22 protein-coding genes are annotated in these 24,772 nt (G+C 60.1%); 15 read left to right on the forward strand and 7 right to left on the reverse strand.

Translation table 11 applies throughout. The features are described from left to right. Positions 1-150: 150 nt before the first annotated feature. Positions 151-2,931 (forward strand): bifunctional diguanylate cyclase/phosphodiesterase, encoded by a 2,781-nt coding sequence (locus tag C4S72_RS21055; RefSeq protein ID WP_104005150.1) that lies wholly within the window; start codon positions 151-153, stop codon positions 2,929-2,931. A 19-nt stretch (positions 2,932-2,950) separates the two neighbouring features. Here C4S72_RS21055 and C4S72_RS21060 read toward each other — a convergent pair whose 3' ends face one another. The 5 genes from C4S72_RS21060 to tkt all read right to left on the reverse strand — a co-directional run bounded on the left by C4S72_RS21060 (position 2,951) and on the right by tkt (position 9,388). Continuing rightward, entirely contained in the window at positions 2,951-3,823 is an 873-nt protein-coding gene (locus C4S72_RS21060; protein ID WP_104005151.1) for a carboxylate/amino acid/amine transporter, read from the reverse strand. A gap of 82 nt (positions 3,824-3,905) precedes the next feature. Beyond that, positions 3,906-4,970, reverse strand: a complete 1,065-nt coding sequence (gene fba / locus C4S72_RS21065; RefSeq protein WP_104005152.1) for a class II fructose-bisphosphate aldolase — start codon at positions 4,968-4,970, stop codon at positions 3,906-3,908. 78 nt (positions 4,971-5,048) lie between these two features. Continuing rightward, entirely contained in the window at positions 5,049-6,215 is a 1,167-nt protein-coding gene (locus tag C4S72_RS21070) for a phosphoglycerate kinase (RefSeq protein WP_104005153.1), read from the reverse strand. A gap of 76 nt (positions 6,216-6,291) precedes the next feature. Then, complete coding sequence (locus C4S72_RS21075; protein ID WP_104005154.1) at positions 6,292-7,311, reverse strand: type I glyceraldehyde-3-phosphate dehydrogenase; 1,020 nt, start codon at positions 7,309-7,311, stop codon at positions 6,292-6,294. An 82-nt stretch (positions 7,312-7,393) separates the two neighbouring features. Continuing rightward, on the reverse strand, positions 7,394-9,388 hold the full coding sequence (tkt, locus tag C4S72_RS21080) for a transketolase (RefSeq protein WP_104005155.1): 1,995 nt from the start codon (positions 9,386-9,388) through the stop codon (positions 7,394-7,396). A gap of 291 nt (positions 9,389-9,679) precedes the next feature. Between tkt and metK the strand changes: the two genes are divergently transcribed. The 10 genes from metK (at position 9,680) to C4S72_RS21130 (ending at position 19,845) form a co-directional block, all read left to right on the forward strand. After that, positions 9,680-10,870, forward strand: a complete 1,191-nt coding sequence (gene metK, locus C4S72_RS21085) for a methionine adenosyltransferase (RefSeq protein ID WP_104005156.1) — start codon at positions 9,680-9,682, stop codon at positions 10,868-10,870. A gap of 132 nt (positions 10,871-11,002) precedes the next feature. Next, the gene (locus tag C4S72_RS21090; RefSeq protein WP_160115562.1) at positions 11,003-13,165 is read left to right on the forward strand and encodes a putative bifunctional diguanylate cyclase/phosphodiesterase; all 2,163 of its coding nucleotides are present in this window, start codon (positions 11,003-11,005) and stop codon (positions 13,163-13,165) included. 64 nt (positions 13,166-13,229) lie between these two features. After that, a complete protein-coding gene (locus tag C4S72_RS21095; protein ID WP_104005158.1) occupies positions 13,230-13,958 on the forward strand; it encodes a 16S rRNA (uracil(1498)-N(3))-methyltransferase in 729 nt (242 codons plus the stop codon). 40 nt (positions 13,959-13,998) lie between these two features. After that, positions 13,999-14,952: a glutathione synthase gene (gshB, locus tag C4S72_RS21100; RefSeq protein WP_104005159.1), complete on the forward strand. Its 954-nt coding sequence runs from the start codon at positions 13,999-14,001 to the stop codon at positions 14,950-14,952. 4 nt (positions 14,953-14,956) lie between these two features. Further along, complete coding sequence (locus C4S72_RS21105) at positions 14,957-15,919, forward strand: energy transducer TonB (RefSeq protein ID WP_104005160.1); 963 nt, start codon at positions 14,957-14,959, stop codon at positions 15,917-15,919. 50 nt (positions 15,920-15,969) lie between these two features. Beyond that, on the forward strand, positions 15,970-16,536 hold the full coding sequence (locus C4S72_RS21110) for a YqgE/AlgH family protein (RefSeq protein ID WP_104005161.1): 567 nt from the start codon (positions 15,970-15,972) through the stop codon (positions 16,534-16,536). A gap of 16 nt (positions 16,537-16,552) precedes the next feature. After that, positions 16,553-17,029 carry a Holliday junction resolvase RuvX gene (gene ruvX, locus C4S72_RS21115; RefSeq protein ID WP_104005162.1) on the forward strand — a complete coding sequence of 159 codons (477 nt, stop codon included), beginning with the start codon at positions 16,553-16,555 and terminating at the stop codon, positions 17,027-17,029. Further along, on the forward strand, positions 17,010-17,519 hold the full coding sequence (pyrR, locus tag C4S72_RS21120) for a bifunctional pyr operon transcriptional regulator/uracil phosphoribosyltransferase PyrR (protein ID WP_104005163.1): 510 nt from the start codon (positions 17,010-17,012) through the stop codon (positions 17,517-17,519). The genes ruvX and pyrR overlap by 20 nt, the downstream gene beginning before the upstream one ends. Before the next feature lie 20 nt (positions 17,520-17,539). Continuing rightward, positions 17,540-18,556, forward strand: a complete 1,017-nt coding sequence (locus C4S72_RS21125) for an aspartate carbamoyltransferase catalytic subunit (protein ID WP_104005164.1) — start codon at positions 17,540-17,542, stop codon at positions 18,554-18,556. A 14-nt stretch (positions 18,557-18,570) separates the two neighbouring features. Then, positions 18,571-19,845, forward strand: coding sequence for a dihydroorotase (locus C4S72_RS21130; protein WP_104005165.1), 1,275 nt, complete (start codon positions 18,571-18,573; stop codon positions 19,843-19,845). Between the two features lie 81 nt (positions 19,846-19,926). Here C4S72_RS21130 and C4S72_RS21135 read toward each other — a convergent pair whose 3' ends face one another. Continuing rightward, a complete protein-coding gene (locus C4S72_RS21135) occupies positions 19,927-21,090 on the reverse strand; it encodes a PilT/PilU family type 4a pilus ATPase (protein WP_104005166.1) in 1,164 nt (387 codons plus the stop codon). 21 nt (positions 21,091-21,111) lie between these two features. Then, the gene (locus C4S72_RS21140; RefSeq protein ID WP_104005167.1) at positions 21,112-22,146 is read right to left on the reverse strand and encodes a type IV pilus twitching motility protein PilT; all 1,035 of its coding nucleotides are present in this window, start codon (positions 22,144-22,146) and stop codon (positions 21,112-21,114) included. 81 nt (positions 22,147-22,227) lie between these two features. On the opposite strand from C4S72_RS21140, the gene C4S72_RS21145 reads away from it, so the two are divergent. The 4 genes from C4S72_RS21145 (at position 22,228) to C4S72_RS21160 (ending at position 24,750) form a co-directional block, all read left to right on the forward strand. Then, complete coding sequence (locus C4S72_RS21145; protein WP_104005168.1) at positions 22,228-22,938, forward strand: YggS family pyridoxal phosphate-dependent enzyme; 711 nt, start codon at positions 22,228-22,230, stop codon at positions 22,936-22,938. A 16-nt stretch (positions 22,939-22,954) separates the two neighbouring features. After that, entirely contained in the window at positions 22,955-23,782 is an 828-nt protein-coding gene (gene proC, locus C4S72_RS21150; RefSeq protein ID WP_104005169.1) for a pyrroline-5-carboxylate reductase, read from the forward strand. A gap of 121 nt (positions 23,783-23,903) precedes the next feature. Then, positions 23,904-24,446 (forward strand): YggT family protein, encoded by a 543-nt coding sequence (locus tag C4S72_RS21155; RefSeq protein ID WP_104005170.1) that lies wholly within the window; start codon positions 23,904-23,906, stop codon positions 24,444-24,446. A gap of 4 nt (positions 24,447-24,450) precedes the next feature. Then, a complete protein-coding gene (locus C4S72_RS21160; RefSeq protein ID WP_104005171.1) occupies positions 24,451-24,750 on the forward strand; it encodes a DUF167 family protein in 300 nt (99 codons plus the stop codon). The last annotated feature ends 22 nt before the right edge of the window (positions 24,751-24,772 follow it).

Here is a 24,772-nt window from a genome sequence, read left to right on the forward strand (position 1 = left end):
CGATACCCTCCAGGTGTCTCGATTGCACCAGTCTGCTCTATCGCATATAAGTGATCTATCAATTACTGCGGAAAACGTTCTATAAATGCCTGATCTCATTACACTCTTCACCCTCTTTCCGCAGAGTTACCGTTTGCATGGAAGCACTGAATGATTCTTCTGAATCACACCTACTCGGATATCCGCTCGCTGACACTCTTTATAGAGCGACACAGGCTTTATGAAGCCGGCGGGCTGATCCAGCTGTTCTGCGGTACCCTGAACCGCGAAAGGCTTACCCCGGTGCTCAGCCTGCTGGCAAAGCTCGACGGCTTCAAGGTCATTGGCTCCTCCACCGCTGGCGGCATCAGCAACGGCAGCATTGAAGACGATGTACTGCTGATATCCTTCTCCAGTTTCGAACGCACGCGTGTCGATGTGCGTTATCTGCCCTATATCACTCAGGAACAGGGACGACTCCTCGGAGAAGAGCTCCATGGCAGTGATGCCAAGCTGCTCATCGCTTATGGCAACGCCCTCAACGATAACCCCGAGCCTTTCCTGGAAGGGATAGGGGAAGCTGCTCCCGAGCTGCTGATCACCGGCGGCAACGCCGCCGACAACCAGCGCTATCAGGAGACCTTCGTCGTTTGCGATAACCGCATCCACGACCGGGGCATGGTGATCGCCCTGTTGCGCGGCAACAGCCTGCAGGTAACGCCCAGGCAACTGCTGAACTGGACGCCGATCGGCATGGAGATGGAGGTAAACCACAGCGTCGGGAACAAGATCTATGCACTGGATGGCAGACCTGTGCTGGAAACCTATCGCCACTATCTCGGTGACGAGGTAGCCGCAGCTCTGCCCGGCAGCGTCACGGTATTCCCGCTGATCAGCCGGGAAAGCGGTGTCGATATCGCACGCACCCCGGTACGTCTGGATGATGACGGCGGCTTGGTGTTTGCTGGTGAATTCCGCTTCTCGCAGACGGTTCGCTTTGCCGTAGCGATAGCCGATCAGATACTGCGCAGCGCACACAACACGGCCCGCGAGCTTAGCTGCGATGCACCACTGGAGGCGCTGTATATCTACACCTGCCATAGCCGGCGCCAACTCTCAGAAGAGAGCAGCCGAGCGGAAATGGAGATACTGTCTCACGCCGCCCCCTCCATCGGATTTGTCACCCAGGGTGAGTATTTCCATGCGCCGGGCATGAACCGACTGCAGAACTCCACCACAACCCTGGTAGCCATATCAGAGAGCGACGAGACAGTCCTCCCTAGCTCACCGCTGCGGGAACCGCCGCCCCGAGAAATCTCCACCCTACGCTCGCTGACCCACCTGGCCAACACCACGGCGGATGAACTGCGCCAGTCGATGAAACAGCTCGAACAGTACAAAAGCGCCCTGGATAAGACCGCCATCGTTTCGAAAACGGACTCCTCTGGCAAGATCACCTATATCAATAATCTGTTTGAGCAGATCAGCGGCTATTCGCGTGAAGATGTACTTGGCAAAACCCATGCGGTGCTTCGCCACCCGGATATGCCGGATTCGCTGTTTGAAGATCTCTGGCGCACCATCCGCGCCAAGCAGGTTTGGACCGGGGTGATCAAGAACCGCAAGAAATGTGGTGGCAGCTATTACGTGCAGAGCACGCTCGTGCCAATTCTGGATGAGCACGGCGAGATCAACGAATATATCAGCATCCGTAACGACATCACCCAGGTGATGGAGAACAAGGCGCTGGTCGCCCAGCAACGTACCGACAAACTGACCGGCCTGCCGAGTCGTACCAAGCTGCTGGAGGATATCGAAAACGATCACTCCGAGCTGCTGGCCCTGACCGACCTGCGCAACTTTAAATCGATCAACGATTACTACGGCATCGATCACGGCGATCGGCTCATCGCCGAAATCGCTGAGCAGTTCACCCAGATTCTGGGCAGAAATGAGATCCGCTGCTACCGGCTCTATGGCGCCAGCTTTGCCTTCCTACCGCCCTCCGGAATGCGGCAGGAAGCCTTCGAGGCGCAGCTGCTGGCGGCACGGACGGACATTCAGTCACACCGATTCAACGCCAACGGCGAAGAGATCGATATCGAACTCTCCTTTGGCATGGCGAGGGGAAACAATCACCTGCTGGCTCTGGCTGAAACCGCAATCCAGAAAGCCAAACAGGAAAAGGCGCGCGAGCAGATCATCACCATCAGTGATCACGAGCAAGAGCACCTGAACCGCCTGTTCTGGATCAACGAGGTCAAGGATGCACTGGCGGAAGATCGCATCACCGCCTATTTCCAACCCATAGTTTCCAGCGTCGACGCCAGCGATATCCGCTACGAGGCGCTGCTTCGCATGATCGATACCAACGGCACGCCTGTGTCTCCGTTCCACTTCCTCGATACGATCAAGCAGACCCGCCATTACGCCGCTATCACCCGGCGGATGCTGGATATAGTGCTGAGCACCGCGCGTCGTCATCAGCTTCGCATATCGGTGAACCTGTCCGCCGAGGATATAGAAAACCAGGCAACCCGAAGCTACATCCTGGAGCGCCTGGCCAAATACGAAGGCCCGCCGATCGCTCTGGAGATCACCGAAAGTGAGTCACTGTCGGACTTCGCCGAAGTCCGGGATTTCATCCGCCAGGTACGCCGCTATGATACCCGCATCGCCATCGATGACTTTGGCAGCGGCTACTCCAACTTTTCCTACCTGGTGGAGCTGCAACCGGACTTTATCAAGATCGACGGTTCGATCATCTCCGGCATTCTGGAGGATGAAAAAAGCATGGTGGTGACCCAGAGCATCATCGATCTGGCTCACAAAACCGGTGCCAAGGTGGTGGCGGAGTTCGTCTCCAGTGACGAACTCGCCGAGTCACTGCGCTGGCTGGGCGTGGATTACCTGCAGGGCTTCGCACTGGGTAAACCCGCGCCCCTGAGTTAGGCGGGCGCGGTTCAGCAGATCAGGCGATACCGGGCGCCGGCAACCGGCGCTTCCACCAGCGGTTGACCCAGAGCGACAGCAGAATCACCGCACCGCCCAACGCCAGACGGAACAGGTCGGCATCCCTGTTCCAGATGATTAAATTCACCAGTAGACCGGCCGGGATCAACGCATTGTTCATGATCCCCAGAGTGCCACCATCCACCAGCGTTGCGCCCTTGTTCCAGAGATAGAAGCCCAGCCCCGAGGCCAGCAGCCCCAGCCAGGCCAGCACTCCCCATTGCAGCGAGGTCTGCGGCAGTTTCTCCGGGTTCCCCAGCAGCAGAAACGCCGGCAGCACCACCATCAGCGCACCGATAAAGAACAGACCAAAACTGCGGTACAGCGGCCCCTCCACGGCATAGCGCTTCACCAGATGGGCATAGCCCACCTGCCCCGCCGCAAACGCCAGGTTGGCTAGCTGCAGAATCAGGAAGCCGGTGAGAAATTCACTGGAGATATTGTCGTAACGGATGATCGCCGCGCCCACTACCGCCATGGCTGTGGAGATCAAAGGACCTGCCGTAAACCGCCCTTTCAGCCCCTCGTCGATCAACGCCACATAGAGCGGCGTGGTGATGGTAAACAGCAGCACCTCAGGTACGCTCAGGTACTCGAACGACTGGTAAAGGCAGACGTAAGTGACGCCAAACTGCAGCGCGCCGCAGACCGCGATACCGGCGATCAATCCATTGGAGAGTCCCTTGAGACGCAGCAGCGGCAGAAACAGCGCCCCCGCCAGCAGTATGCGCGTCAGCACCGCAAAATAACTGTCCACCCGCCCGGCGAGATATTCGCCAATCAGGCTGAATGAGAACGCCCAGAGCAGGGTCACAAACACCAGGTAACGCACGGCTGCTTCCTTTACGAATCGAAATGAGGGGACGAAAAAGGGCGGCCTGAGGCCGCCCTTGAGATCATGCGTCGATCAACGATCAGTTGATCTTGGCGTCCAGCTTGCCGGCATCATAATGCTCGGCCATGGTTTCCAGCGGAATCGCCTTGATCTTGTCGGCGTGACCTGCGGTACCAAAGGCTTCGTAGCGGTCGATACAGATATCGCGCATGGCGCCGATGGTTTCCTTGAGGAATTTACGCGGGTCGAACTCGGACGGGTTCTGCGCCATGAAACGACGCACCGCGCCGGTAGAGGCCAGACGCAGGTCGGTATCGATGTTGACCTTGCGCACGCCGTGCTTGATCCCTTCAACGATCTGCTCGACCGGTACACCGTAGGTTTCCGGAATCTCACCACCGTATTCGTTGATGATCGCCAGCCACTCCTGAGGAACGGAGGAAGAACCGTGCATTACCAGGTGGGTGTTCGGGATACGGGCGTGGATCTCTTTGATACGGCCGATGGACAGGGTATCGCCGGTGGGCGGCTTGGTGAACTTGTAGGCACCGTGGGAGGTACCGCAGGCGATCGCCAGGGCGTCCACGTTGGTGGCCTTAACGAACTCAGCGGCTTCGTCCGGGTCGGTCAGCATCTGGTCGTGGGACAGTACGCCCTCGGCGCCGATACCGTCTTCTTCACCGGCCATACCGGTTTCCAGGGAACCCAGGCAACCCAGTTCGCCTTCAACGGAAACACCGCAGGCGTGCGCCATTTCGACGGTACGACGGGTCACGTCCACGTTGTACTCGTAGGAGGTCGGGGTTTTACCGTCGGTGCCCAGAGAACCATCCATCATGACGGACGAGAAGCCCAGGGCGATGGAGCGCTGGCAGACCGCCGGGCTGGTGCCGTGGTCCTGGTGCATGCAGACAGGCACATCAGGAAACTCTTCGATAGCCGCCAGGATCATGTGCTTGAGGAAGTTGGAGCCCGCGTACTTACGTGCGCCTGCGGATGCCTGCACGATCACCGGAGAGTTGGTCTTGGATGCGGCTTCCATGATGGCGCGCATCTGTTCCAGGTTGTTGACGTTAAATGCCGGAATGCCATAACCGTACTCGGCGGCGTGGTCCAGCAGCTGACGCATAGAGATCAGTGCCATGTTATTTCACCCTTAATCTTTTGAAATCGTGTAAATCGTTGGTGGGCCGCTATCGCGGCCCTGGCCCTTAATGCAGCCTTACTGCGCCGCACGCTGCTCAAGCATGGCTACTGCCGGCAGCACCTTACCCTCTACAAACTCGAGGAACGCGCCGCCCCCGGTGGAGATGTAGGAAACCTGCTCGGCGATGCCGTATTTATCCACGGCCGCCAGTGTATCGCCACCGCCAGCGATGGAGAAACCCGCGCTGCCGGCGATCGCCAGCGACAGGGTTTTGGTGCCTTCGCCAAACTGGTCAAACTCAAATACGCCAACCGGGCCGTTCCAGATGATGGTGCCCGCTTCCTTCAGCAGCTCTGCCAGGTTAGCGGCAGACTGGGGACCGATATCGAGAATCATATCGTCCTCGGCCACGTCATCAACCGACTTGATGGTCGCGACCGCGGTTTCAGCAAACTCGGTTGCCACGACCACATCCACCGGCAGCGGGATGCTGACCTTTTCCATCAGCGCCTTGGCGGTATCGATCAGATCATGCTCGCACAGGGACTTGCCAACCGGCTTACCCGCAGCGGCGAGGAAGGTGTTGGCGATACCACCGCCGACGATCAGCTGATCGCACTTCTCGGACAGAGCGTTAAGCACTTCCAGCTTGGTGGACACCTTGGAACCACCGACGATGGCGGCCATCGGGCGTGCCGGCTTATCCAGCGCCTTGCCCAGGGCATCCAGCTCATTGGCCAGCAGCGGACCTGCGCAGGCCACGGGTGCGAACTTGCCGACACCGTGGGTGGAAGCCTGGGCGCGGTGAGCGGTACCAAAGGCATCCATCACGTAGATGTCGCACAGCGCCGCCATCTTCTGGCTCAGAGCTTCGTCATCTTTCTTTTCGCCGTTGTTAAAACGGACATTTTCCAGCAGTACCAGTTCCCCCTCTTCCAGGTCGAAACCGCCATCCAGCCAATCTTTGACCAGCGGCACTTCGCGCCCCAGCATTTTGCCGATATGGCTGGCGACCGGCGCCAGGGAGTACTGCTCTTCGTACTGACCTTCGGTGGGGCGACCCAGGTGAGACATCACCATGACCTTGGCGCCCGCCTTCAGTGCCATCTCGATGGTTGGCAGCGAGGCGCGGATGCGCGCGTCCGAGGTTACCTGTCCATCCTTGACCGGTACGTTGAGATCTTCACGGATCAGCACGCGCTTGCCTGCCAGATCCAGATCCGCCATTTTCAGTACGCTCATTCCAGATTCCTGTAATTTAAGTCAATTAAGTCTTATAGATGTTGTTCTATTTTTGCCCTGAGCCAGCACCGCCAGCTCAGCGCAGATCCATCCAGTGTTGCGCCACGTCCAGCATGCGGTTGGCAAAAGCCCACTCGTTGTCGAACCAGCATAGCAGCTTCAGCATCCGCCCTCCGGCGAGGCAGGTCTGGGTGCTGTCGACCACACCCGAGCGCGGATCACGATTAAAATCCACCGAGGCGTGCGGCTCGTCCGTGTAGCCCAGAATCCCCGCCAGCGGCCCTTCACGGGTGGCGCTGCGCAGCATGGCATTAACCTCATCCACGCTGGTATCGCGCTTCAGGTTGATCGACATATCCATCAGCGAGACATTGATCGTCGGCACCCGCACATGACGGCAACTGAAACGCCCCGCCAGGTGCGGCAGCAGACGGTCTATGCCGCGGTCCAAACCGGTATCGACCGGGATGATCGACTGCAGCGCACTGCGCGTCAGGCGCAGGTCGGTGCGATGATAAGCATCGATCACCGGCTGGTCGTTCATCGCCGAGTGGATGGTGGTGGTCAGTCCGTACTCGATACCGAAGTGACGGTCCAGCAGGTCCAGCACCGGAATCACGCAGTTGGTGGTGCAGGACGCCGCAGAAACGATGCGATGTTCCGCTTTCAGCGAGTCCTGATTTACCCCGAACACCACGGTGGCATCCACTTCCGGCAGCGCCGGCTGGGAGAACAGCAGTCGACCGGCGCCGGCCGACAGATGCTGCTCCGCGATCTCGCGGCTCTTGAACGAACCGGAGCATTCCAGGATCAGATCGATGCCGAGTTCATCCCAGGGCAGCTCGCGGGGATCCTCGTAGCTGAGCACGCGGATACGGTCTTCACCGATCAGCAGATACTCGCCATCCCTGTCCACCGGCAGCGGAAAACGCCCGTGAGTGGTGTCGTAGCGCGTCAGGTAAGCCAGGGTCTCGATATCGGACAGTTCATTAAGCGCAACCACCTCAAACCGGTCGGTCATACCACGCTCATAGAGTGCGCGCAGTACACACTGCCCGATTCGACCATAGCCGTTGATCGCTACACGATACGCCATCGATACCTTTACCGAATGCTAAAAGAGAGAACGCAAAACGGGGCGGCCCATCCATCCAGGTATGGGCCGCCCCGCTAACTGATCAGATCAAAGCCTTGGCTTTGGCGATCACTTTCTCGACGGTGAAGCCGAAGTGCTTGAACAGCTCGCCGGCGGGCGCCGACTCACCGAAGCTGCGCATACCGATAATCGCGCCATCAAGGCCCACGTACTTGTACCAGAAGTCGGCGTGAGCCGCTTCGATGGCGATACGGGCGGTGACGGACGGCGGCAGCACGCTGTCGCGGTAGCTCTTGTCCTGAGCGTCAAAGCGCTCGGTGCAGGGCATGGAAACCACGCGCACGCGGCGTTTTTCGGCACGCAGCGCTTCAGCGGAGTCCATCGCCAGGCCTACTTCGGAACCCGTAGCGATCAGGATCACTTCCGGCTCGCCGTCGCAGTCGCTGAGGACATAGCCACCACGCAGAACGTCGTCGAACTGCTCTTCGGTGCGCGGCTGGGCCGGCAGACCCTGACGGGAGAAGATCAGCGCGCTCGGGCCATCTTCACGCAGAATGGCAGACTTCCAGGCGATGGCGGATTCGACCGCATCGCAGGGACGCCAGGTGTTCATGTTCGGCGTAGAACGCAGGTTGGCAATCTGTTCGATCGGCTGGTGGGTCGGACCATCTTCGCCCAGACCGATGGAGTCGTGGGTGTAAACGAAGATAGAACGCTGCTTCATCAGCGCCGCCATGCGCACCGCGTTACGGGCGTATTCCATGAATACCAGGAAGGTCGCGCCGTAAGGGATAAAGCCGCCGTGCAGAGCGATACCGTTCATGATGGCGCTCATACCGAACTCGCGCACACCGTAGAACAGGTAGTTGCCGCTGGCATCTTCACGGGTCACGCCCTTGGCGCCGGACCAGAGAGTCAGGTTGGAACCGGCCAGGTCAGCAGAGCCGCCAAGCAGTTCCGGCAGCATCGGGCCAAATGCGTTGAGGGAGTTCTGGGACGCCTTGCGGGAAGCGATGTTCTCGCCCTTGTCGGCCACTTCCTTGATCCAGGCATCAGCCTTGGCCACGAAGTCGTGCGGCAGATCGCCAGACAGACGACGCAGCAGCTCGTCGGCCAGTTCAGGGAAAGCTGAACGGTAAGCCGCCAGACGCTCGTTCCACTCGTTTTCCGCGTGGGAGCCGGCTTCCTGGGCGTTCCAGTCGGCGTAGATCTCTTCCGGCACTTCGAACGCCGGGTAAGCCCAGTTCAGCTCCTTACGCGCCAGGACGATCTCGTCTTCGCCCAGCGGTGCACCGTGGCAGTCTTCTTTACCCTGCTTGTTCGGAGAACCAAAACCGATGATGGTCTTGCAGCAGATCAGGGTCGGCTTGTCGCTCTCTTCGCGCGCCTGCTCGATGGCATCGCGGATCTGATCCGGGTTGTGGCCGTCGATGCCACGGATCACCTGCCAGCCGTAGGCTTCGAAGCGGGCCGGGGTGTCGTCGGTGAACCAGCCTTCCACTTCGCCATCGATGGAGATGCCGTTGTCATCCCAGAAAGCGACCAGCTTGCCCAGGCCCAGAGTACCGGCCAGGGAGCAGGCTTCGTGGGAGATACCTTCCATCAGGCAGCCATCGCCCATGAAGGCGTAGGTGTGGTGATTGATGATCTCGTGACCTTCGCGGTTGAACTGGCCTGCCAGAACCTTCTCAGCGATAGCCATACCCACGGCATTGGTGATGCCCTGCCCCAGCGGGCCAGTAGTGGTTTCAACGCCCGGGCAGTAGCCCAGTTCCGGGTGGCCGGCGGTTTTGCTGTCGAGCTGACGGAAGTTTTTGATGTCGTCGATGGAGACATCGTAGCCGCTCAGGTGCAGCAGGGAGTAGAGCAGCATTGAACCGTGACCGTTGGACAGCACGAAGCGGTCGCGGTCGAACCAGTGCGGGTTGCTCGGGTTATGCTTGAGAAAGTCGTTCCACAGCACTTCGGCGATATCCGCCATGCCCATCGGGGCGCCGGGGTGACCGGACTTGGCTTTCTGAACGGCATCCATGCTCAACGCGCGAATTGCGTTGGCAAGTTCTCGACGAGAGGACATTCACTCTACTCCTGGGCCTGGCCCAATTTGCGGATTAGCGGGTAAGAAGCTCGAATTTTTGCAGCGCAATTTTCGCGCAGATAACTCCGGTCTTCAAATCCAATTGCCACAATTTGAGCCAAATTCATGCCGATACAGCAAAATTTTCACGCCCGGCGAGCCGAGAGCCCATGCAATCGGACGGGCAGACCGCTAAAATGTCGTTTTCGGGCAGGCCAGCAATAACCCGGCCGTTCCGCCCCCAGCTAACTGTTTTATCCCGTTTCACTGCCTTAAGGATTGCGCGTACCGATGAGCGAATACAGCCTGTTTACCTCCGAGTCCGTCTCCGAGGGCCACCCGGACAAAATCGCCGACCAGATCTCCGACGCTGTTCTCGATGCGATCATCGCCGAGGACAAGCTGGCCCGCGTGGCCTGCGAGACCATGGTCAAAACCGGCGTCGCCATCGTTTCCGGCGAGATCAGCACCAGCGCCTGGATCGACCTGGAAAAACTGGTGCGCGATGTTATCTGTGATATCGGTTACACCTCTTCCAACGTCGGCTACGACGGCGAAACCTGCGGCGTGATCAACATCATCGGCAAGCAGTCGGTGGATATCGCCCAGGGCGTGGACCGCAGCAGACCTGAAGATCAGGGCGCCGGCGACCAAGGCCTGATGTTCGGCTACGCCTCCAACGAGACCGAAGTGCTGATGCCGGCACCGATCACCTTCTCTCACCGCCTGGTTGAGCGTCAGGCTGAAGCGCGCCGCTCAGGCCTGCTGCCCTGGCTGCGCCCGGATGCCAAATCCCAGGTGACCTGCCGCTATGAAAACGGCAAGCCGGTGGCGATCGATGCCGTGGTGCTGTCTACCCAGCACAACCCCGACGTTTCCCAGGCCGATCTGCATGAAGCGGTACAGGAACTGATCATCAAGCACGTGCTGCCGGCAGAACTGCTGCACAAGGACACCCAGTACCACATCAACCCCACCGGCACCTTCGTTATCGGCGGCCCGGTCGGCGACTGTGGTCTGACCGGTCGTAAGATCATCGTCGACACCTACGGCGGCATGGCCCGGCACGGTGGCGGCGCGTTCTCCGGCAAAGACCCCTCCAAGGTGGACCGTTCCGCAGCCTACGCTGGCCGTTACGTGGCCAAGAACATCGTCGCCGCAGGCCTCGCCGATCGCTGTGAGATCCAGGTTTCCTACGCCATCGGTGTAGCCGAACCGACCTCCGTGTCGATCAACACCTTCGGTACCGGCAAGATCGCCGAGCACAAGATTATCGAGCTGGTGCGCGACAATTTCGATCTGCGCCCCTACGCGATCACCCGTATGCTCGACCTGCTGCACCCGATGTACAAACAGACCGCAGCCTACGGTCACTTCGGTCGCCAACCCTATGAAATGACAGTCGGAGACGACACTTTCACCGCATTTCCCTGGGAAAAAACCGACAAGGCCGACGCATTGCGCGAAGCCGCTGGTCTCTGATCTAAATTAGATCTAGACTGCGAAACTGAAGCCCGGCCAAAAGCCGGGCTTTTTCATCTGAGAACAACAAGATAGCTGCCTGAACAAGGCGCAATGGAGAGTCACTCCAGCAGGAATCGGGACCTAACAGAGATGCAACCCAAGGAGCCTATCTCAACACTGAGTAACCTCAGCATACGTCGCAAGCTGCTGCTGATGGTGACGCTCTCACTTTTCTGCATCCTGGCCACCGCCCTGCTTGCCGCATTTCTGCACCACAACGATCTGATCGACGCCCGCAAGCGCGAGGTGCGCAGCATCGTTGAAGTAGTCGGCGGCCAGCTCAACGAGGTCTACGCCCAGCATCAGAACGGCGCTATCGACGACGCCCAACTGCTGGTCCGCGCCCATGAACTGCTCGATCCGGCGCGCTATCGCCATAACAACTACCTGTTTCTGCTCACCGACGAAGGCAAGATGCTGATCAACGTCGGCCGACCCTCGCTGGAAGGGAAAAGCTTTTCCGACCTGCGTGACTCCGAAGGCAACCCGGTGCTGCCCGAACTCTTGCAGGCGATCTCCGAGCGCGATCAGACCTTCTGGCGCTACCGCTGGGCCCAGCTCGACCAGTCCGGCAACCTCACCCCCGCCAGCGACAAACTCAGCTATTTCATGCGCATCAGTGACAGCAACTGGCTGCTTGGCTCCGGCGTGCACCTGGACGATATCCAGTCACAGCTGTTCTCGCGTCTGCTCAGTCTCGCCATCCTGACGCTGGCGTTGCTGCTGGCAACGCTACTGGTGGCGCTGGCGATCAGCCGCAATATCGCCAACCCACTGCGCCGACTGGCTCAGGCCACCCAGGAGATCAGCAACGCCCGCCTCGAAATTGAGGTAGAGGACAGTCGTCGCCAGGATGAGATCGGCGCCCTCGCCCGAGCGATTCAGCAGTTGCGGGACCACGCCCAAGAGAACCGGCGCCTGCGCAACCTCAGCGAGCATGCGCGCTTCCTGGAAGAGTTCGACCCGGTGACCCGCCTCTACAACCGCCAGTCGCTGGGCGATGCGCTGGAGCGGGAGATCACCCGCCAGCAACGTCAGAACAACCGGCTTGCGGTGCTGGTGATCCGCCTGGTATTGCTGCGGGATATCACCACCCGCTGGGGGCCGGATTGCGGCAACCAGGTGCTGCGCACCATTGTCGACCGGCTGCGCAACCATCTGCGCGTCGATGATATTCTCGGCCGCCACGGCGACGACACTCTCACCCTGGTACGCCCCGAGGCCGGCGACAACGATGCCATCCGTACGCTGATGCGCGAGCTGCTGGAAGAGATCTCCGCACCGATCACCATCGACGACCAGCCTTTCAATCTGCAGGGGCGCATCGGCGTCAGCCTATACCCTGAGGATGGCGACCAGGAGTTCCAGCTTGTCGGCCGTGCCGAAGAAGCCCTGCGTGCGGCACGCCGCGCTGAGCGCGACTGGTACTGGTTCAATAATCTGGCCAGCGCTCCGGTGGACCAGCGTCTGGGACTCTGGCGCGAAATCCAGGTGGCGATGGAGGAGGACCAGTTCTACCTGGTTTTCCAGCCGGTTTTCGACCTGCAGAGCAACCAGGCCAACTCCGCCGAGGTACTGCTGCGCTGGCGACACCCCGAGAAGGGGCTGATATCGCCAGCCGTGTTTATCCCCTTTGCCGAGCAGACCGGGCTCGTCAAACGGATCGACCAGTGGGTGCTTGAGGCCGTGGCGCGACAGCTGCGCAGCTGGCAGGAACAGGGGCTTTCCATGCCGCTGCTGGCGATCAACCTGTCCGGTATCAGCTTCCTGCGCGCTGATCTGGAACAACATCTGAGAACCACCTTCCATGGCGACACGGGGCTGCTGTCGCACCTGGTGCTGGAGCTGACCGAGGGAGTGCTGATCGAGGATATGGACCGGATTCAGCTGCAGGTTGAGCAGGTGCGTCAACTGGGCGTCAAGGTAGCCATCGATGACTTCGGTACCGGTTACTCGTCGCTGAGCCGGATCCGCAACCTGCCGATCGATCACATCAAGATCGACCAGAGCTTTATTGAAGATATCGTCTCCAATCCGCAGTGCACCAAGATCGTCGAGGCGATCATGCTGATGGCCCATGGTCTGCGCCTGCAGGTCATCGCCGAGGGCGTGGAACATGAGGACCAGCTGCACCTGCTGCGCCAGATGGGCTGCGATCTGGTGCAGGGCTACCTGCTCAGCCATCCGCTGGAGCGCAGGGAGTTCGAGACGATGCTGCAACAGGACCTGGAGATCGATCTGGAGATCGACTAGCAGGGGCTCTGCAGCCGCGCCATCTATGGCATAATCCCAACTATTTACAGGTAGCGAACTGACTATGCGAGTCCCCCGCGTCTATCTCGATCTGCCGCTGAGCGAAGGTACCCGCATCGAGCTGGACGACAACGCCTTCAACCACTGCATCAAGGTACTGCGTCTGGCCGAGGGAGCGCCGCTGACGCTGTTCAACGGCGACGGCCTCGAATATCCGGCAGAGCTGTGCGATGTCGCCAAGAAACGAGCCGCAGCCCAGATCGGCACGCCACAGGACCCGGGCCGCGAGTCGCCGTTGACCATTGAGGTGGGCCAGGCGATCTCCCGCGGCGAGCGCATGGATTACGCCATCCAGAAGAGCAGCGAACTCGGTATTACACGCATCCACCCGCTGTTTACCGAACGTTGCGAGGTACGCCTTAACAACGAACGGCAGGAGAAGCGCCAGCGCCACTGGCAGCAGGTCGCGATCAGCGCCTGTGAACAGAGCCAGCGCTGCCGGGTACCCGCTATCGAAGAGCCCAGCGCCCTGACCGATTGGATTGGCCGGGTCGACGCGGAACTCAAACTGGTGATGCACCATCATACGGCTCAACCCCTGGCCTCTATCGAGCCACCAAAATCCGTGGCCCTGTTGATCGGACCGGAGGGCGGCCTCACTGAAGAAGAGGTGGAGCAGGCGATCGCTGCCGGTTTCCAACCCGTGGCCTTTGGCCCCAGGGTGATGCGCACGGAAACCGCCCCCGTTGCCGCCGCCGCCATATTGCAGTATCTATGGGGCGACCTCGGCTGACCGGCCTGGTCGCTCCGTTTCGGACAGACAGGAATTTCAGATGACCATAAAAGTCGGCATCGTGATGGACCCCATCGAGTCGATCACCTTCAAGAAAGACACCTCCCTCGGCCTGCTGCACGCCGCACAGCGCAAGGGCTGGGAACTGCACTACATGGAGCAGAGCCACCTGTTCAGCCGTGACGGCGTAGCCCAGGCCAAGATGGCGCCGCTCAAGGTCGCCATGGATCCCGACAACTGGTTTGAGCGTGGCGAGTATGCCGTGCGCCCTCTGGCTGACATGGACGTGATCCTGATGCGTCAGGACCCGCCATTTACCAACGAATTTCTCTACACGACCCATCTGCTCGCCATGGCCGAGCGCGATGGCGTGCTGGTGGTCAACCGCACCCAGTCGGTACGCGACTGCAACGAGAAGCTGTTCGCCACACAGTTCCCGCAGTGCTGCCCGCCGGTGCTGGTCACCCGCGACGCCCAGCTGCTGCGCGATTTCCACGCCGAGCACCAGGACGTAATCTTCAAGCCGCTGGATGGCATGGGCGGCTCGTCGATCTTCCGAATCAAAGAAGATGGCGTAAACCTGGGCGTGATTATCGAGACCCTGACCGAACACGGCCAGCAGACGATCATGGCGCAGAAATACCTGCCGGAGATCAAGGATGGCGACAAGCGCATCCTGATGATCAACGGTGAACCCGTACCCTACGCCCTGGCCCGTATTCCGTCTGCCGGCGAGACCCGTGGCAACCTGGCCGCCGGTGGTCGCGGCGAAGGCCGTCCGCTGTCGGACCGTGACCGCTGGATCTGCGCACAGGTCGGCCCCACTCTGAAAGAGAAAGGGCTGTACTTCGTCGGTCTCGACGTCATCGGTGACTATCTCACCGAGATCAATGTCACCAGCCCGACCTGCCTGCGTGAACTGGATAACCAGTTCGGCCTGGATATCGGCATGCAGCTGATGGATTGCATCGAACAGACCCTGGCCCAGAAGTAACTGCATGCAACGACGGCGGGCACTGCGCGACGACAACGACTGGCGCCATCTCAGCAAGGAGCGCTTCGGCCTCCTGCTGTTTCTGGCGGCGGCGTTTCATGGCGTCCTGCTGTTGATGCTCAGCTTCGACTTCCCGGACCCTCCGCCTCCACCGCAGACCCTGGATATCACCCTGGCGCAGTACGAGCAGGCGGAGGCGCCGGAAGACGCCGACTTTATCGCCCAGTCCAACCAGCAGGGCAGCGGCAGTAGCGAAGAGAAAGAGGTACCCTCATCGCCCGATGAGGCCAACTTCACCAGCGAAACACCCCGGCCACAATCGGCCCAGGCCGCTCCCACGCCGCCCTCGCCCGATCCCGAGCCGGTAAAGCCGACGCCACCCACGCCCGAGCCACCGGCACAACAGCCGCAGCCACAGGCGCAAAGTGGCGAACGCCAGGTGGTCACCACCGAGGCCAAGGCCCAGCCCAAGGCGGCAGAAAGCCAGGAGCAGACGGCCGCTTCAAAGCCCCAACCCACTCGGGGTACCTCCACCTCACTGCTGGCACGCAGCCTGGAGATTGCCAGCCTGCAGGCGCAGATCGAGAACGAGCGCCAGGCCTACGCCAAGCGACCGCGGGTACTACGGCTGACTGCGGCTTCAACCCTGTCCCACGACGATGCCCAATACCTGGATAACTGGCGCCGCAAGATCGAGAGCGTGGGCAACCTGAACTACCCGGAAAAAGCCCGTCGCGACAAGATCTACGGCGTGCTCAGGGTACTGGTGGAGATCCAGCCGGATGGCAGCGTAGACCGCATCCAGATCCTCGAATCCTCAGGTCACGCCATCCTCGACGATGCCGCCGTGCGCATCGTGCAGCTCGCCGCCCCCTTCCAGCCCTTCCCGGTGGAGATGCGCAAACGTGCCGACAAGCTCGCGGTGATCCGCACCTGGAAATTTGAGAAACAGGCCCGGGTGTACTAATTTTTTGTTAGGTTCGTGGTATTCACTCACTCTACCCGGTAGCCCAGTCTATGGCCCTTCCCACCCGCCTGCGCAACCAGTTTCTACTGTCCATGCCACACCTGGACGACCCTAATTTCGCCCAGACGCTGACCTACATCTGCGAACATGGCGACTACGGCGCGCTGGGACTGGTGATCAACCGCTGCAGTGGCTTGCAGTTGCCTGACCTGCTCAACCATCTGGATCTGCCCTCTGGCCCCGCCTCACTGGCGCAGCACCCGGTTTACGATGGCGGGCCGGTGCACCAGGATCGCGGCTTCGTCCTCCATCCGCAAAACGCAGGTACCTGGCTTAATACCCAGGAGATCACCGACGAAATCGGCGTCACCAGCTCACTCGATATCCTCGAGGCGATCGCCGCCGGCCAAGGCCCGGACGAATTTATCGTCACTCTGGGTTACGCTGGCTGGGGTCCAGGTCAACTGGAAGAGGAATTGAGCAACAACCTCTGGTTAAGCTGCCCCTTCAATTTCGATATAATATTCCGGATGCCAGCCGAGGAGCGGCTGAACGCTGCGGCATCCATGCTCGGAATCAATCTGAATCTACTGACGGCTCACGCCGGTCATGCCTGAACACATATAAGCATTCATGAGCACAGACAATCAGCAGGTGATGGGCTTCGACTTTGGCACCGGCCGCATCGGCGTGGCCATAGGTCAGTCGATCACCGCGACCGCCTCACCACTGGATCCCCTGGCCGCCCGCGACGGTAAACCCGACTGGCAGGCACTGGATAACCTGATCGCAGACTGGCAACCCGCCACCCTGGTGGTCGGCCTGCCGCTGAATATGGACGGCAGCATCAGCGATATGGCGCGCCGCGCGCGCAAGTTTGCCAACCGCATCCAGGACCGCTACCAGCTCCCCTGTTTCCTGATCGACGAACGCCTCACTACTGCCGAAGCCAAGCGTATTCATCTGGACGCCGGCGGCGGCACCAATTTCAAACAGGAGTCGGTGGACGGCATCGCCGCCCGCCTGCTGCTGGAAGACTGGTTCGCCAGTGATACCCGCATACCGAGTCATACCCGACTGGAGGACCTCTATGCTATCGGGAACCCTTAGCGTCGAAGCGCTGCTGGAGAAGATCAGCGCCGAAACGCGTGCTCAGATTATTCAACGCGATATCGAAAACCCGCTGATGATCGGCATCCGCACCGGCGGCGCCTGGATCGCCGAGCGGCTGCACCAGGATCTCGATCTGGAAACGCCCCTAGGCGTGCTGGATATCTCCTTCTACCGCGATGACTTTACCCAGGTGGGTCTGAACCCCAAGGTGCAGCCGTCACAGCTGCCCTGCCCGGTTGAGGGCCGCCATATCCTGCTGGTGGATGATGTGGTGATGACCGGCCGCACCATCCGCGCCGCCCTGAACGAGCTGTTCGACTACGGCCGCCCGGCATCGGTGATGCTGATCACGCTGCTGGACCTGCAGCGCCGCGAACTGCCGATCCAGGCCGATGTGGTCGGCGGCACCCTGGCGCTGGGGCCGGATCAGTCGATCAAGCTGAGCGGCCCCGACCCTCTTACCCTGACCATTCGCCAGCGCGACTGACTTAAAGCCGGGAACAGACCATGTCCGATCCGATAAACCGATGCCCCATCCAGTTGACCGAAAACGGCCAGCTGCGCCACTTTCTGACCACCGAAGGGCTGCCCAGGGAGCTGCTGACCGAGATTCTCGACACCGCCGACTCCTTCGTTGACATGAGCGCCCAGCAGGTCAAGAAGGTACCGCTATTGCGCGGTAAAACCGTGGTGAACCTGTTTTTCGAGGCCAGCACCCGTACCCTTTCCACCTTCGAGCTGGCCGCCAAGCGTCTCTCTGCCGACGTGCTCAACCTGAACATCAGCACCTCCTCCACCAAGAAGGGCGAGACCCTGAAGGATACGCTGATGACCATGCGCGCCATGCACTCGGACATGTTCGTGGTGCGCCATTCCGACTCTGGCGCTGCGCACTTTATCGCTGAGCAGGTCACACCGGACGTGGCGGTGATCAACGCCGGCGACGGCCGTCATGCGCATCCGACCCAGGCGATGCTGGACATGCTCACCATCCGCCGCCATAAGGGCCAGTTCGAAGGGCTCAAGGTGGCTATCGTCGGTGATATTCTGCACTCCCGCGTGGCGCGCTCTCAGATCCACGCGCTGCGCATCCTCGGCGCCGAAGAGATCCGCGTGATCGCGCCGCAGACACTGCTGCCGCGCCATATCGAATCTCTTGGCGCCAAGGTCTACACCGATATGAATTCGGGCCTTCGCGACGTGGATGTGGTGATGATGCTGCGCCTGCAGAAAGAGCGTATGGACAGCGCCCTGCTGCCGAGCGAGTCCGAGTTCTACAAGCTCTACGGTCTTACCCGCGACAAGCTGGCCTTCGCCAAGCCGGATGCCATCGTCATGCACCCGGGCCCGATCAACCGTGGTGTAGAGATCGAATCCGCCGTGGCGGACGGTGAGCGCTCGGTGATTCTGGACCAGGTCACCAACGGTATCGCCGTGCGTATGGCGGTGATGTCCATGGCCATGAGCGGCCAGCTCGCCGAGAAAAACCGTGCCCAGCCGGATATCGACAACCTCAACCTTTAAGGACCGAACAGCGCATGAACATTCTTATTCGGGGTGGCCGGCTGATCGATCCGGCACAGCAACTGGATCAGGTGGGTGACCTCTATATCCGCGGCGAAGAGATTCTTGCCATCGAAGAAGCGCCGGAAGGCTTTGAAGCCGACGAAGTGATCGAGGCGGCTGGCCTGGTGGTCTGCCCCGGCTTTATCGACCTCTGCGCCCATGTGCGCGAGCCCGGTTACACCCAGAAGGGCAGTATTGCCAGTGAAACAGCCGCGGCGGCGGCCGGTGGTATTACCACCCTGGTAACACCGCCCACCACCAAACCGGTGGTCGATACCCCTGCCGTGGCCGAGTTGATTCAGGATCGCGCCGCCGAACAGGGCCTTGCCCGTGTACTGCCGATGGGCGCACTGACTCAGGGACTGTCCGGTGAGCAGCTGGCACCAATGCACGCCCTGGCCAGCTCGGGCTGTATCGCCTTTACCAACACCCGCAAACCGGTGGCCAGCACGCTGGTGCTGCTGCGCGCGCTGGAATACGCCGCGACCCACGACCTGCTGGTGATCTTCCAGGCTCAGGACCCGTCGCTGAGCGCCAGCGGCTGTATGCATGAAGGCGCTACCAGCACTCGCCTGGGCCTGAACGGCATCTCCGAAGCGGCAGAGACCATCGAAGTCTCCCGTTGCCTGATGCTGGTGGAGCAGACCGGCGTGCGCGCGCACTTCGGCCAGCTCTCCTGCGAGCGCTCGGTACGACTGATCGAAGCCGCCCGCGAACGTGGCCTGAAAGTCAGTGCCGACGTCTCGATCCAGAACCTGCTGCTGATCGACGAATCGGTCAGCGGCTTTGATGCCGACTACCACTTGATGCCGCCGTTGCGCGGCCAGCTGGATCGCGCCGGTCTGCGCCAGGGCCTGGTCACCGATACGCTGCAGGCGATCTGCTCCGACCATCAGCCCCACGAAGCGATCGCCAAGCAGGCGCCCTTCGCCGCTACCGAGCCGGGCATGAGCAACCTGGAAACCCTGCTGCCGCTGTCGCTGCAGCTGGTTGAGGAGCAACTGCTGGAACTGTCCCAGCTGGTGGAGAAGCTGACCCTGGGGCCGGCCAGAATACTCGGTCTGGATGACGGTACGCTGGAGGTAGGTACCCAAGCAGATATCTGCATCTTCGATCCCAATGAAGAGTGGGTGCTGAACCCCAACGAGATGCGTTCGGGCGGCAAAAACACCCCCTTCGCCGGCAAGATGCTGAAGGGACGGGTGCAGATCACCCTGCTCGGTGGCGAGATCATCTACCGCCGTTGAACGCAGGATCACCCGCGAAACAAAGAAAAAGGCCGCTGAATTTCAGCGGCCTTTTCGTTTTCTGAGCGGCAGTTCGGGAGCTTACATCCCTTTCACATCCACATCGCCCTGATAGTTCATGCTGTCGTCCTCGTCCTGGAGCGTAAACGACGGCATATCGTCGGTTTCCAGGTCCGGGTTGGTATCGGAGTTCAGCTTGATCATCAGGCGCAGATCGTTGGCGGAGTCTGCGTGGCTGAGGGCGGTCTCATAGGTGATGATGCCATCCTTGTAGAGGATATAGAGCGCCTGGTCGAAGGTCTGCATCCCCAGGTTGGTGGACTTTTTCACCACGTCCTTGATCTCGTGAACCTCCGCCTTGCGGATCAGGTCCTGGATCAGCGGGGTGTTGATCAGCACTTCGATCGCCGCACGGCGGCCCTTTCCGTCCACGGTGGGCAGCAGCTGCTGGGCAATGATCGCCTTCAGGTTCAACGACAGATCCATCCAGATCTGATCGTGATGCTCAGGTCCGAAGAAGGAGATGATGCGGTCCAGCGCCTGGTTGGCGTTGTTGGCGTGCAGCGTTGCCAGACAGAGGTGACCGGTCTCGGCGAACTGCAGCGCATATTTCATGGTATCCGCGGAACGGATCTCACCCATCAGGATGACGTCAGGCGCCTGGCGCAGGGTGTTTTTCAGCGCAATCTCGAAGGATTCGGTATCGATCCCCACTTCACGCTGGGTGATGATGCTCTTCTTGTGCTTGTGGATATACTCGATCGGATCCTCGATGGTGATGATGTGACCCGCGTGATGCATGTTGCGGTAATCGATCATCGACGCCAAAGAGGTGGACTTACCGGTGGAGGTACCACCCACAAACAGGATCAGACCACGTTTGGTCATCGCCAGATCCTTCAACACCGGCGGCAGGTTCAGCTCTTCCAGTGAGGGGATGTAGTCGTTGATCGCACGCAGCACCATCGCCGGCGAGTTGCGCTGCATATAGGCGCTGACACGATAGCGGCCAATGCCCGGCGCGCTGATCGCAAAGTTACACTCGCTGGTGCCTTCGAATTCGGCCAGCTGCTTGTCATTCATGGTGCTGTAAACCAGCGCCCGGGCCTGCGCAGGTTTCAGAGTTTCGCGGGTCAGTGGCTTGATGGTGCCATCAACCTTGATCGACGGAGCGGCGCCGGCGGTGACGAACAGATCCGATGCCCCACGTTCCGACATCACTTTCAGCAGTTGCGTAAAATCCACTCTTTATTCTCCTTCAGCGCATCAGAACGAGCTGGGGTTCTTCGCCTTCTCTCGCGCGGTATCGCGCGAGATCAGGCCTTTCTGGCACAGCTCGAGCAGCGACTGATCCAGGGTTTTCATGCCGTAGGCGGCGCCGGTCTGTATTGCTGAGTACATCTGGGCAACCTTGTCCTCGCGGATCAGGTTACGGATCGCAGGGGTACCGATCATAATCTCATGGGCAGCCACACGCCCCCCCTTGGGCTTTTTCAGCAGCGTCTGGGAGATAACGCCCTGCAGTGATTCCGACAGCATGGAGCGAACCATGTCTTTCTCTTCCGCCGGGAACACGTCAATTATACGGTCAATTGTTTTCGCCGCCGAGGTGGTGTGCAGGGTACCGAACACCAGGTGACCGGTTTCCGCCGCGGTCAGTGCCAGACGGATGGTTTCCAGGTCACGCATCTCACCCACCAGGATGACATCCGGGTCTTCACGCAGCGCCGAGCGCAGGGCGTTGGAGAAACTGTGGGTATCGCGGTGCACTTCACGCTGGTTGATCAGGCACTTTTTGCTCTCGTGAACAAATTCGATCGGGTCTTCGATGGTCAGGATGTGGTCGGTGCGGGTGTCGTTGACATAATCCATCATCGCTGCCAGTGTCGTACTCTTACCGGAGCCGGTCGGGCCGGTCACCAGCACCAGGCCTCGGGGCTGATCCGACAGGTCGCGGAACACCTTACCCATGCCGAGATCATCCAGCGTCAGCACCTTGTTCGGAACGGTACGAAATACCGCCGCCGCACCACGGTGCTGGTTGAATGCGTTGACACGGAAACGTGACAGCTTGGGTACTTCAAACGAGAAATCGGTCTCGAAGTTTTCCTCGTATTCCTTGCGCTGCTTGTCGTTCATAATATCGTAGACAAGCGTGTGGACCTGCTTGTGGTCCATAGCCGGCAATTTGATGCGGCGCACGTCACCATCGACACGAATCAGCGGCGGCATGCCGGCGGTCAGGTGAAGGTCGGAGGCGCCCTGCTGTACGGCAAAGGCGAGAAGTTCGGTAATATCCATAATGCGGCCCGGGGCTTGTATCTTGAGAGTCCTGTTCTAGCAGAATAGCCCACACATGCCAATCAGATTGGTCAAAGGTAGATGAATAGTCATATTTCCGATCGTATCCAGAGCGTCAATCAACAGATAGAGGCCGCCTGCGAACAGGCTGGTCGCTCACGCGACAGCGTACAGTTACTGGCCGTCAGCAAGACCCGCTCCGCCGACGAAGTGCGCAGCGCGGTGGAGCAGGGTCTGACCCATTTCGGTGAAAACTATCTGCAGGAAGCGCTGGATAAAATCGAGGCGCTGTCTGACCTGGAGCTTGAATGGCATTTCATCGGCCCCATCCAATCCAATAAGACACGCCCCATCGCCGAGCATTTTGACTGGGTGCACAGTGTCGACCGGCTGAAGATCGGCCAGCGCCTGTCGGAGCAGCGCCCGGACGGGATGGCGCCGCTTAATATCTGCCTGCAGGTGAACATCTCCCGCGAGGAGAGCAAATCCGGCTGCGATCCCGATGAGGCGCCGGCTCTGGCCAAAACATTGAGCGAACTGCCCGGCGTGCGCCTGCGTGGCCTGATGGCGATTCCGGCGGCCACCGATGATCCGGCTGAACAACATCGTGCCTTTGCCGATCTGCGCCAGCTGCTGGAGCAGATCCGCACTGAGCTGCCAGACCTGGACACCCTGTCCATGGGCATGTCCGGCGATCTGATTCCGGCTATCGAAGAGGGCGCCACCATCGTCCGTATCGGCACGGCACTGTTCGGCCCAAGAGCCCCAAAGCCGGCCACCACAATCGACTGACAACCAGGATTTTACTGTGACACAGACTGCAAAAATCGCATTTATCGGCGCCGGCAACATGGCCAGCGCTATCTTCGAAGGCCTGATTGCCAACGGCTACCCGGTCGACCAGATCTGGGTGACCGATCGCAGCGAAGAGAAACTGGCACCCTACGCCGCCCGCGGCCTCAACGCCACCACCAATAACGATGAGGCGCTGGCCGCCTGCGATATCGCTGTGCTGGCGGTAAAACCCCAGGTGATGAAAAGCGTTGCCGAAGCACATCGCGATACGGTTCAGCAGCATAAACCTCTGCTGGTATCCGTGGCCGCCGGTATCGACGCCGAGTCCCTGTCCAAATGGTTTGGCGGTGATGTCGCCATCGTACGCTGCATGCCCAATACGCCGGCACTGGTGCAGACCGGCGCCAGCGGTCTTTACGCCAACGCCCTGGTCAGCGAGCAGCAGCGCCAGCAGACCGAAGCAATTCTTGCCGCCGTAGGTCTTACCCTCTGGGTCGATAACGAAGCACAGATTGACGCGGTTACAGCGGTATCGGGCTCAGGACCTGCGTACTATTTCCTGTTTATGGAAGCGATGACCAAGGCCGGCGAGGAACTGGGTCTGGATGCGGAAACCGCACTGAAACTGACCCTGCAGACCGCCCTGGGCGCCGCTCGCATGGCCAGCCAAAGCGATCTGGCGCCAGCCGATCTGCGCCGCAACGTGACCTCGCCGAAGGGTACCACCGAGCAGGCGATCCTGAGCTTCCAACAGCAGGGTATCGACGAGATGGTTCTGAAGGCGATGACCGCTTGCCGCGATCGCGCCGAGGCGCTCACCGAAGAGCTCTGCAAAGACTGACCTTAGAGGGTGGCCCCACAGGGACCGCCCGTACAAGGAATAAGGCGCGGTTCAACCGCCTCTTTGAAACCTCTATACTGACCGCCGTTCGCTTAATACAACCAGTGCAACAGGATACGACATGGGACAGGACCCGATCCTTCTGATTATTCACACTATCGGCCAGATCTACGCTTTCATCCTTACGCTGCGCTTTCTGTTGCAGGTTGCCGGCGCCGATTACTACAACCCGATCTCCCAGGCCGTGGTTCGCGTGACCCGCATACCGCTGGCGCCGATCCAGAAAGTGCTGCCACGGGCAGGCCGCTTCGACGTATCGCCGCTGATTCTGGCGCTGATCGTTAACTTTCTGACCCTGCTGGCGATCGTCGCCTATCAGGGCGCCAGCGCCCCGATCCCGATGATGCTGCTGCTCGCTGCCGGCACCCTGATCGATGGCATCCTGCTGATCTATTTCTGGGCCACCATCGGCGCCGTGATCATCAGCTGGATCGCACCGGACAGCTACCACCCGGCGCCGCAGCTGATTCTGCAGATCACAGAGCCGTTGTTCGGACTGGCCCGCAAGGTGATTCCATCACTGGGTGGCCTGGACCTGTCCCCGATCCTGATCTTCTTGATCATTCAGATCGTGCGCTCTCAGCTGGCTCCGTTTACCTTCTGAGGCGATGACAGAAAACACGTTTTACCGCTGGGACGGTGACCGGCTGATACTCAGCTGTCACCTCCAGCCCAAGGCATCGAAAGATGAGATTTCGGGTCTGCACGGCGAGAGTGTTAAGATCCGCATCACCGCACCACCCATCGAGGGCCGCGCCAATGCGCAGCTGGTCAAGTTCCTGGCAAAAACCTTCGGTGTGTCCAAAACTGCGGTAACCATAATCAGCGGCGAACTGGGTCGCCAGAAGCGGGTCGCCATCGACCGGCCGACCCGATTACCGGACAGCGTTCCGATTGAGAGAGACTAAGGTGTATACGAGCAAGTTCCTG

The sequence above is a fragment of the Marinobacterium lutimaris genome (assembly GCF_900108065.1).
Classification (GTDB): domain Bacteria; phylum Pseudomonadota; class Gammaproteobacteria; order Pseudomonadales; family Balneatricaceae; genus Marinobacterium_D; species Marinobacterium_D lutimaris.

What these genes read in the sequence shown, in the direction of transcription:
- C4S72_RS21055 (WP_104005150.1), top strand. Translation starts at nt 151, where the DNA reads ATGATTCTTCTGAATCACACCTACTCGGATATCCGCTCGCTGACACTC.
- fba (WP_104005152.1), bottom strand. Translation starts at nt 4,970, where the DNA reads ATGGCACTGATCTCTATGCGTCAGCTGCTGGACCACGCCGCCGAGTAC.
- C4S72_RS21070 (WP_104005153.1), bottom strand. Translation starts at nt 6,215, where the DNA reads ATGAGCGTACTGAAAATGGCGGATCTGGATCTGGCAGGCAAGCGCGTG.
- C4S72_RS21075 (WP_104005154.1), bottom strand. Translation starts at nt 7,311, where the DNA reads ATGGCGTATCGTGTAGCGATCAACGGCTATGGTCGAATCGGGCAGTGT.
- tkt (WP_104005155.1), bottom strand. Translation starts at nt 9,388, where the DNA reads ATGTCCTCTCGTCGAGAACTTGCCAACGCAATTCGCGCGTTGAGCATG.
- metK (WP_104005156.1), top strand. Translation starts at nt 9,680, where the DNA reads ATGAGCGAATACAGCCTGTTTACCTCCGAGTCCGTCTCCGAGGGCCAC.
- C4S72_RS21090 (WP_160115562.1), top strand. Translation starts at nt 11,003, where the DNA reads ATGCAACCCAAGGAGCCTATCTCAACACTGAGTAACCTCAGCATACGT.
- C4S72_RS21095 (WP_104005158.1), top strand. Translation starts at nt 13,230, where the DNA reads ATGCGAGTCCCCCGCGTCTATCTCGATCTGCCGCTGAGCGAAGGTACC.
- gshB (WP_104005159.1), top strand. Translation starts at nt 13,999, where the DNA reads ATGACCATAAAAGTCGGCATCGTGATGGACCCCATCGAGTCGATCACC.
- C4S72_RS21105 (WP_104005160.1), top strand. Translation starts at nt 14,957, where the DNA reads ATGCAACGACGGCGGGCACTGCGCGACGACAACGACTGGCGCCATCTC.
- C4S72_RS21110 (WP_104005161.1), top strand. Translation starts at nt 15,970, where the DNA reads ATGGCCCTTCCCACCCGCCTGCGCAACCAGTTTCTACTGTCCATGCCA.
- ruvX (WP_104005162.1), top strand. Translation starts at nt 16,553, where the DNA reads ATGAGCACAGACAATCAGCAGGTGATGGGCTTCGACTTTGGCACCGGC.
- pyrR (WP_104005163.1), top strand. Translation starts at nt 17,010, where the DNA reads ATGCTATCGGGAACCCTTAGCGTCGAAGCGCTGCTGGAGAAGATCAGC.
- C4S72_RS21125 (WP_104005164.1), top strand. Translation starts at nt 17,540, where the DNA reads ATGTCCGATCCGATAAACCGATGCCCCATCCAGTTGACCGAAAACGGC.
- C4S72_RS21130 (WP_104005165.1), top strand. Translation starts at nt 18,571, where the DNA reads ATGAACATTCTTATTCGGGGTGGCCGGCTGATCGATCCGGCACAGCAA.
- C4S72_RS21140 (WP_104005167.1), bottom strand. Translation starts at nt 22,146, where the DNA reads ATGGATATTACCGAACTTCTCGCCTTTGCCGTACAGCAGGGCGCCTCC.
- C4S72_RS21145 (WP_104005168.1), top strand. Translation starts at nt 22,228, where the DNA reads ATGAATAGTCATATTTCCGATCGTATCCAGAGCGTCAATCAACAGATA.
- C4S72_RS21155 (WP_104005170.1), top strand. Translation starts at nt 23,904, where the DNA reads ATGGGACAGGACCCGATCCTTCTGATTATTCACACTATCGGCCAGATC.
- C4S72_RS21160 (WP_104005171.1), top strand. Translation starts at nt 24,451, where the DNA reads ATGACAGAAAACACGTTTTACCGCTGGGACGGTGACCGGCTGATACTC.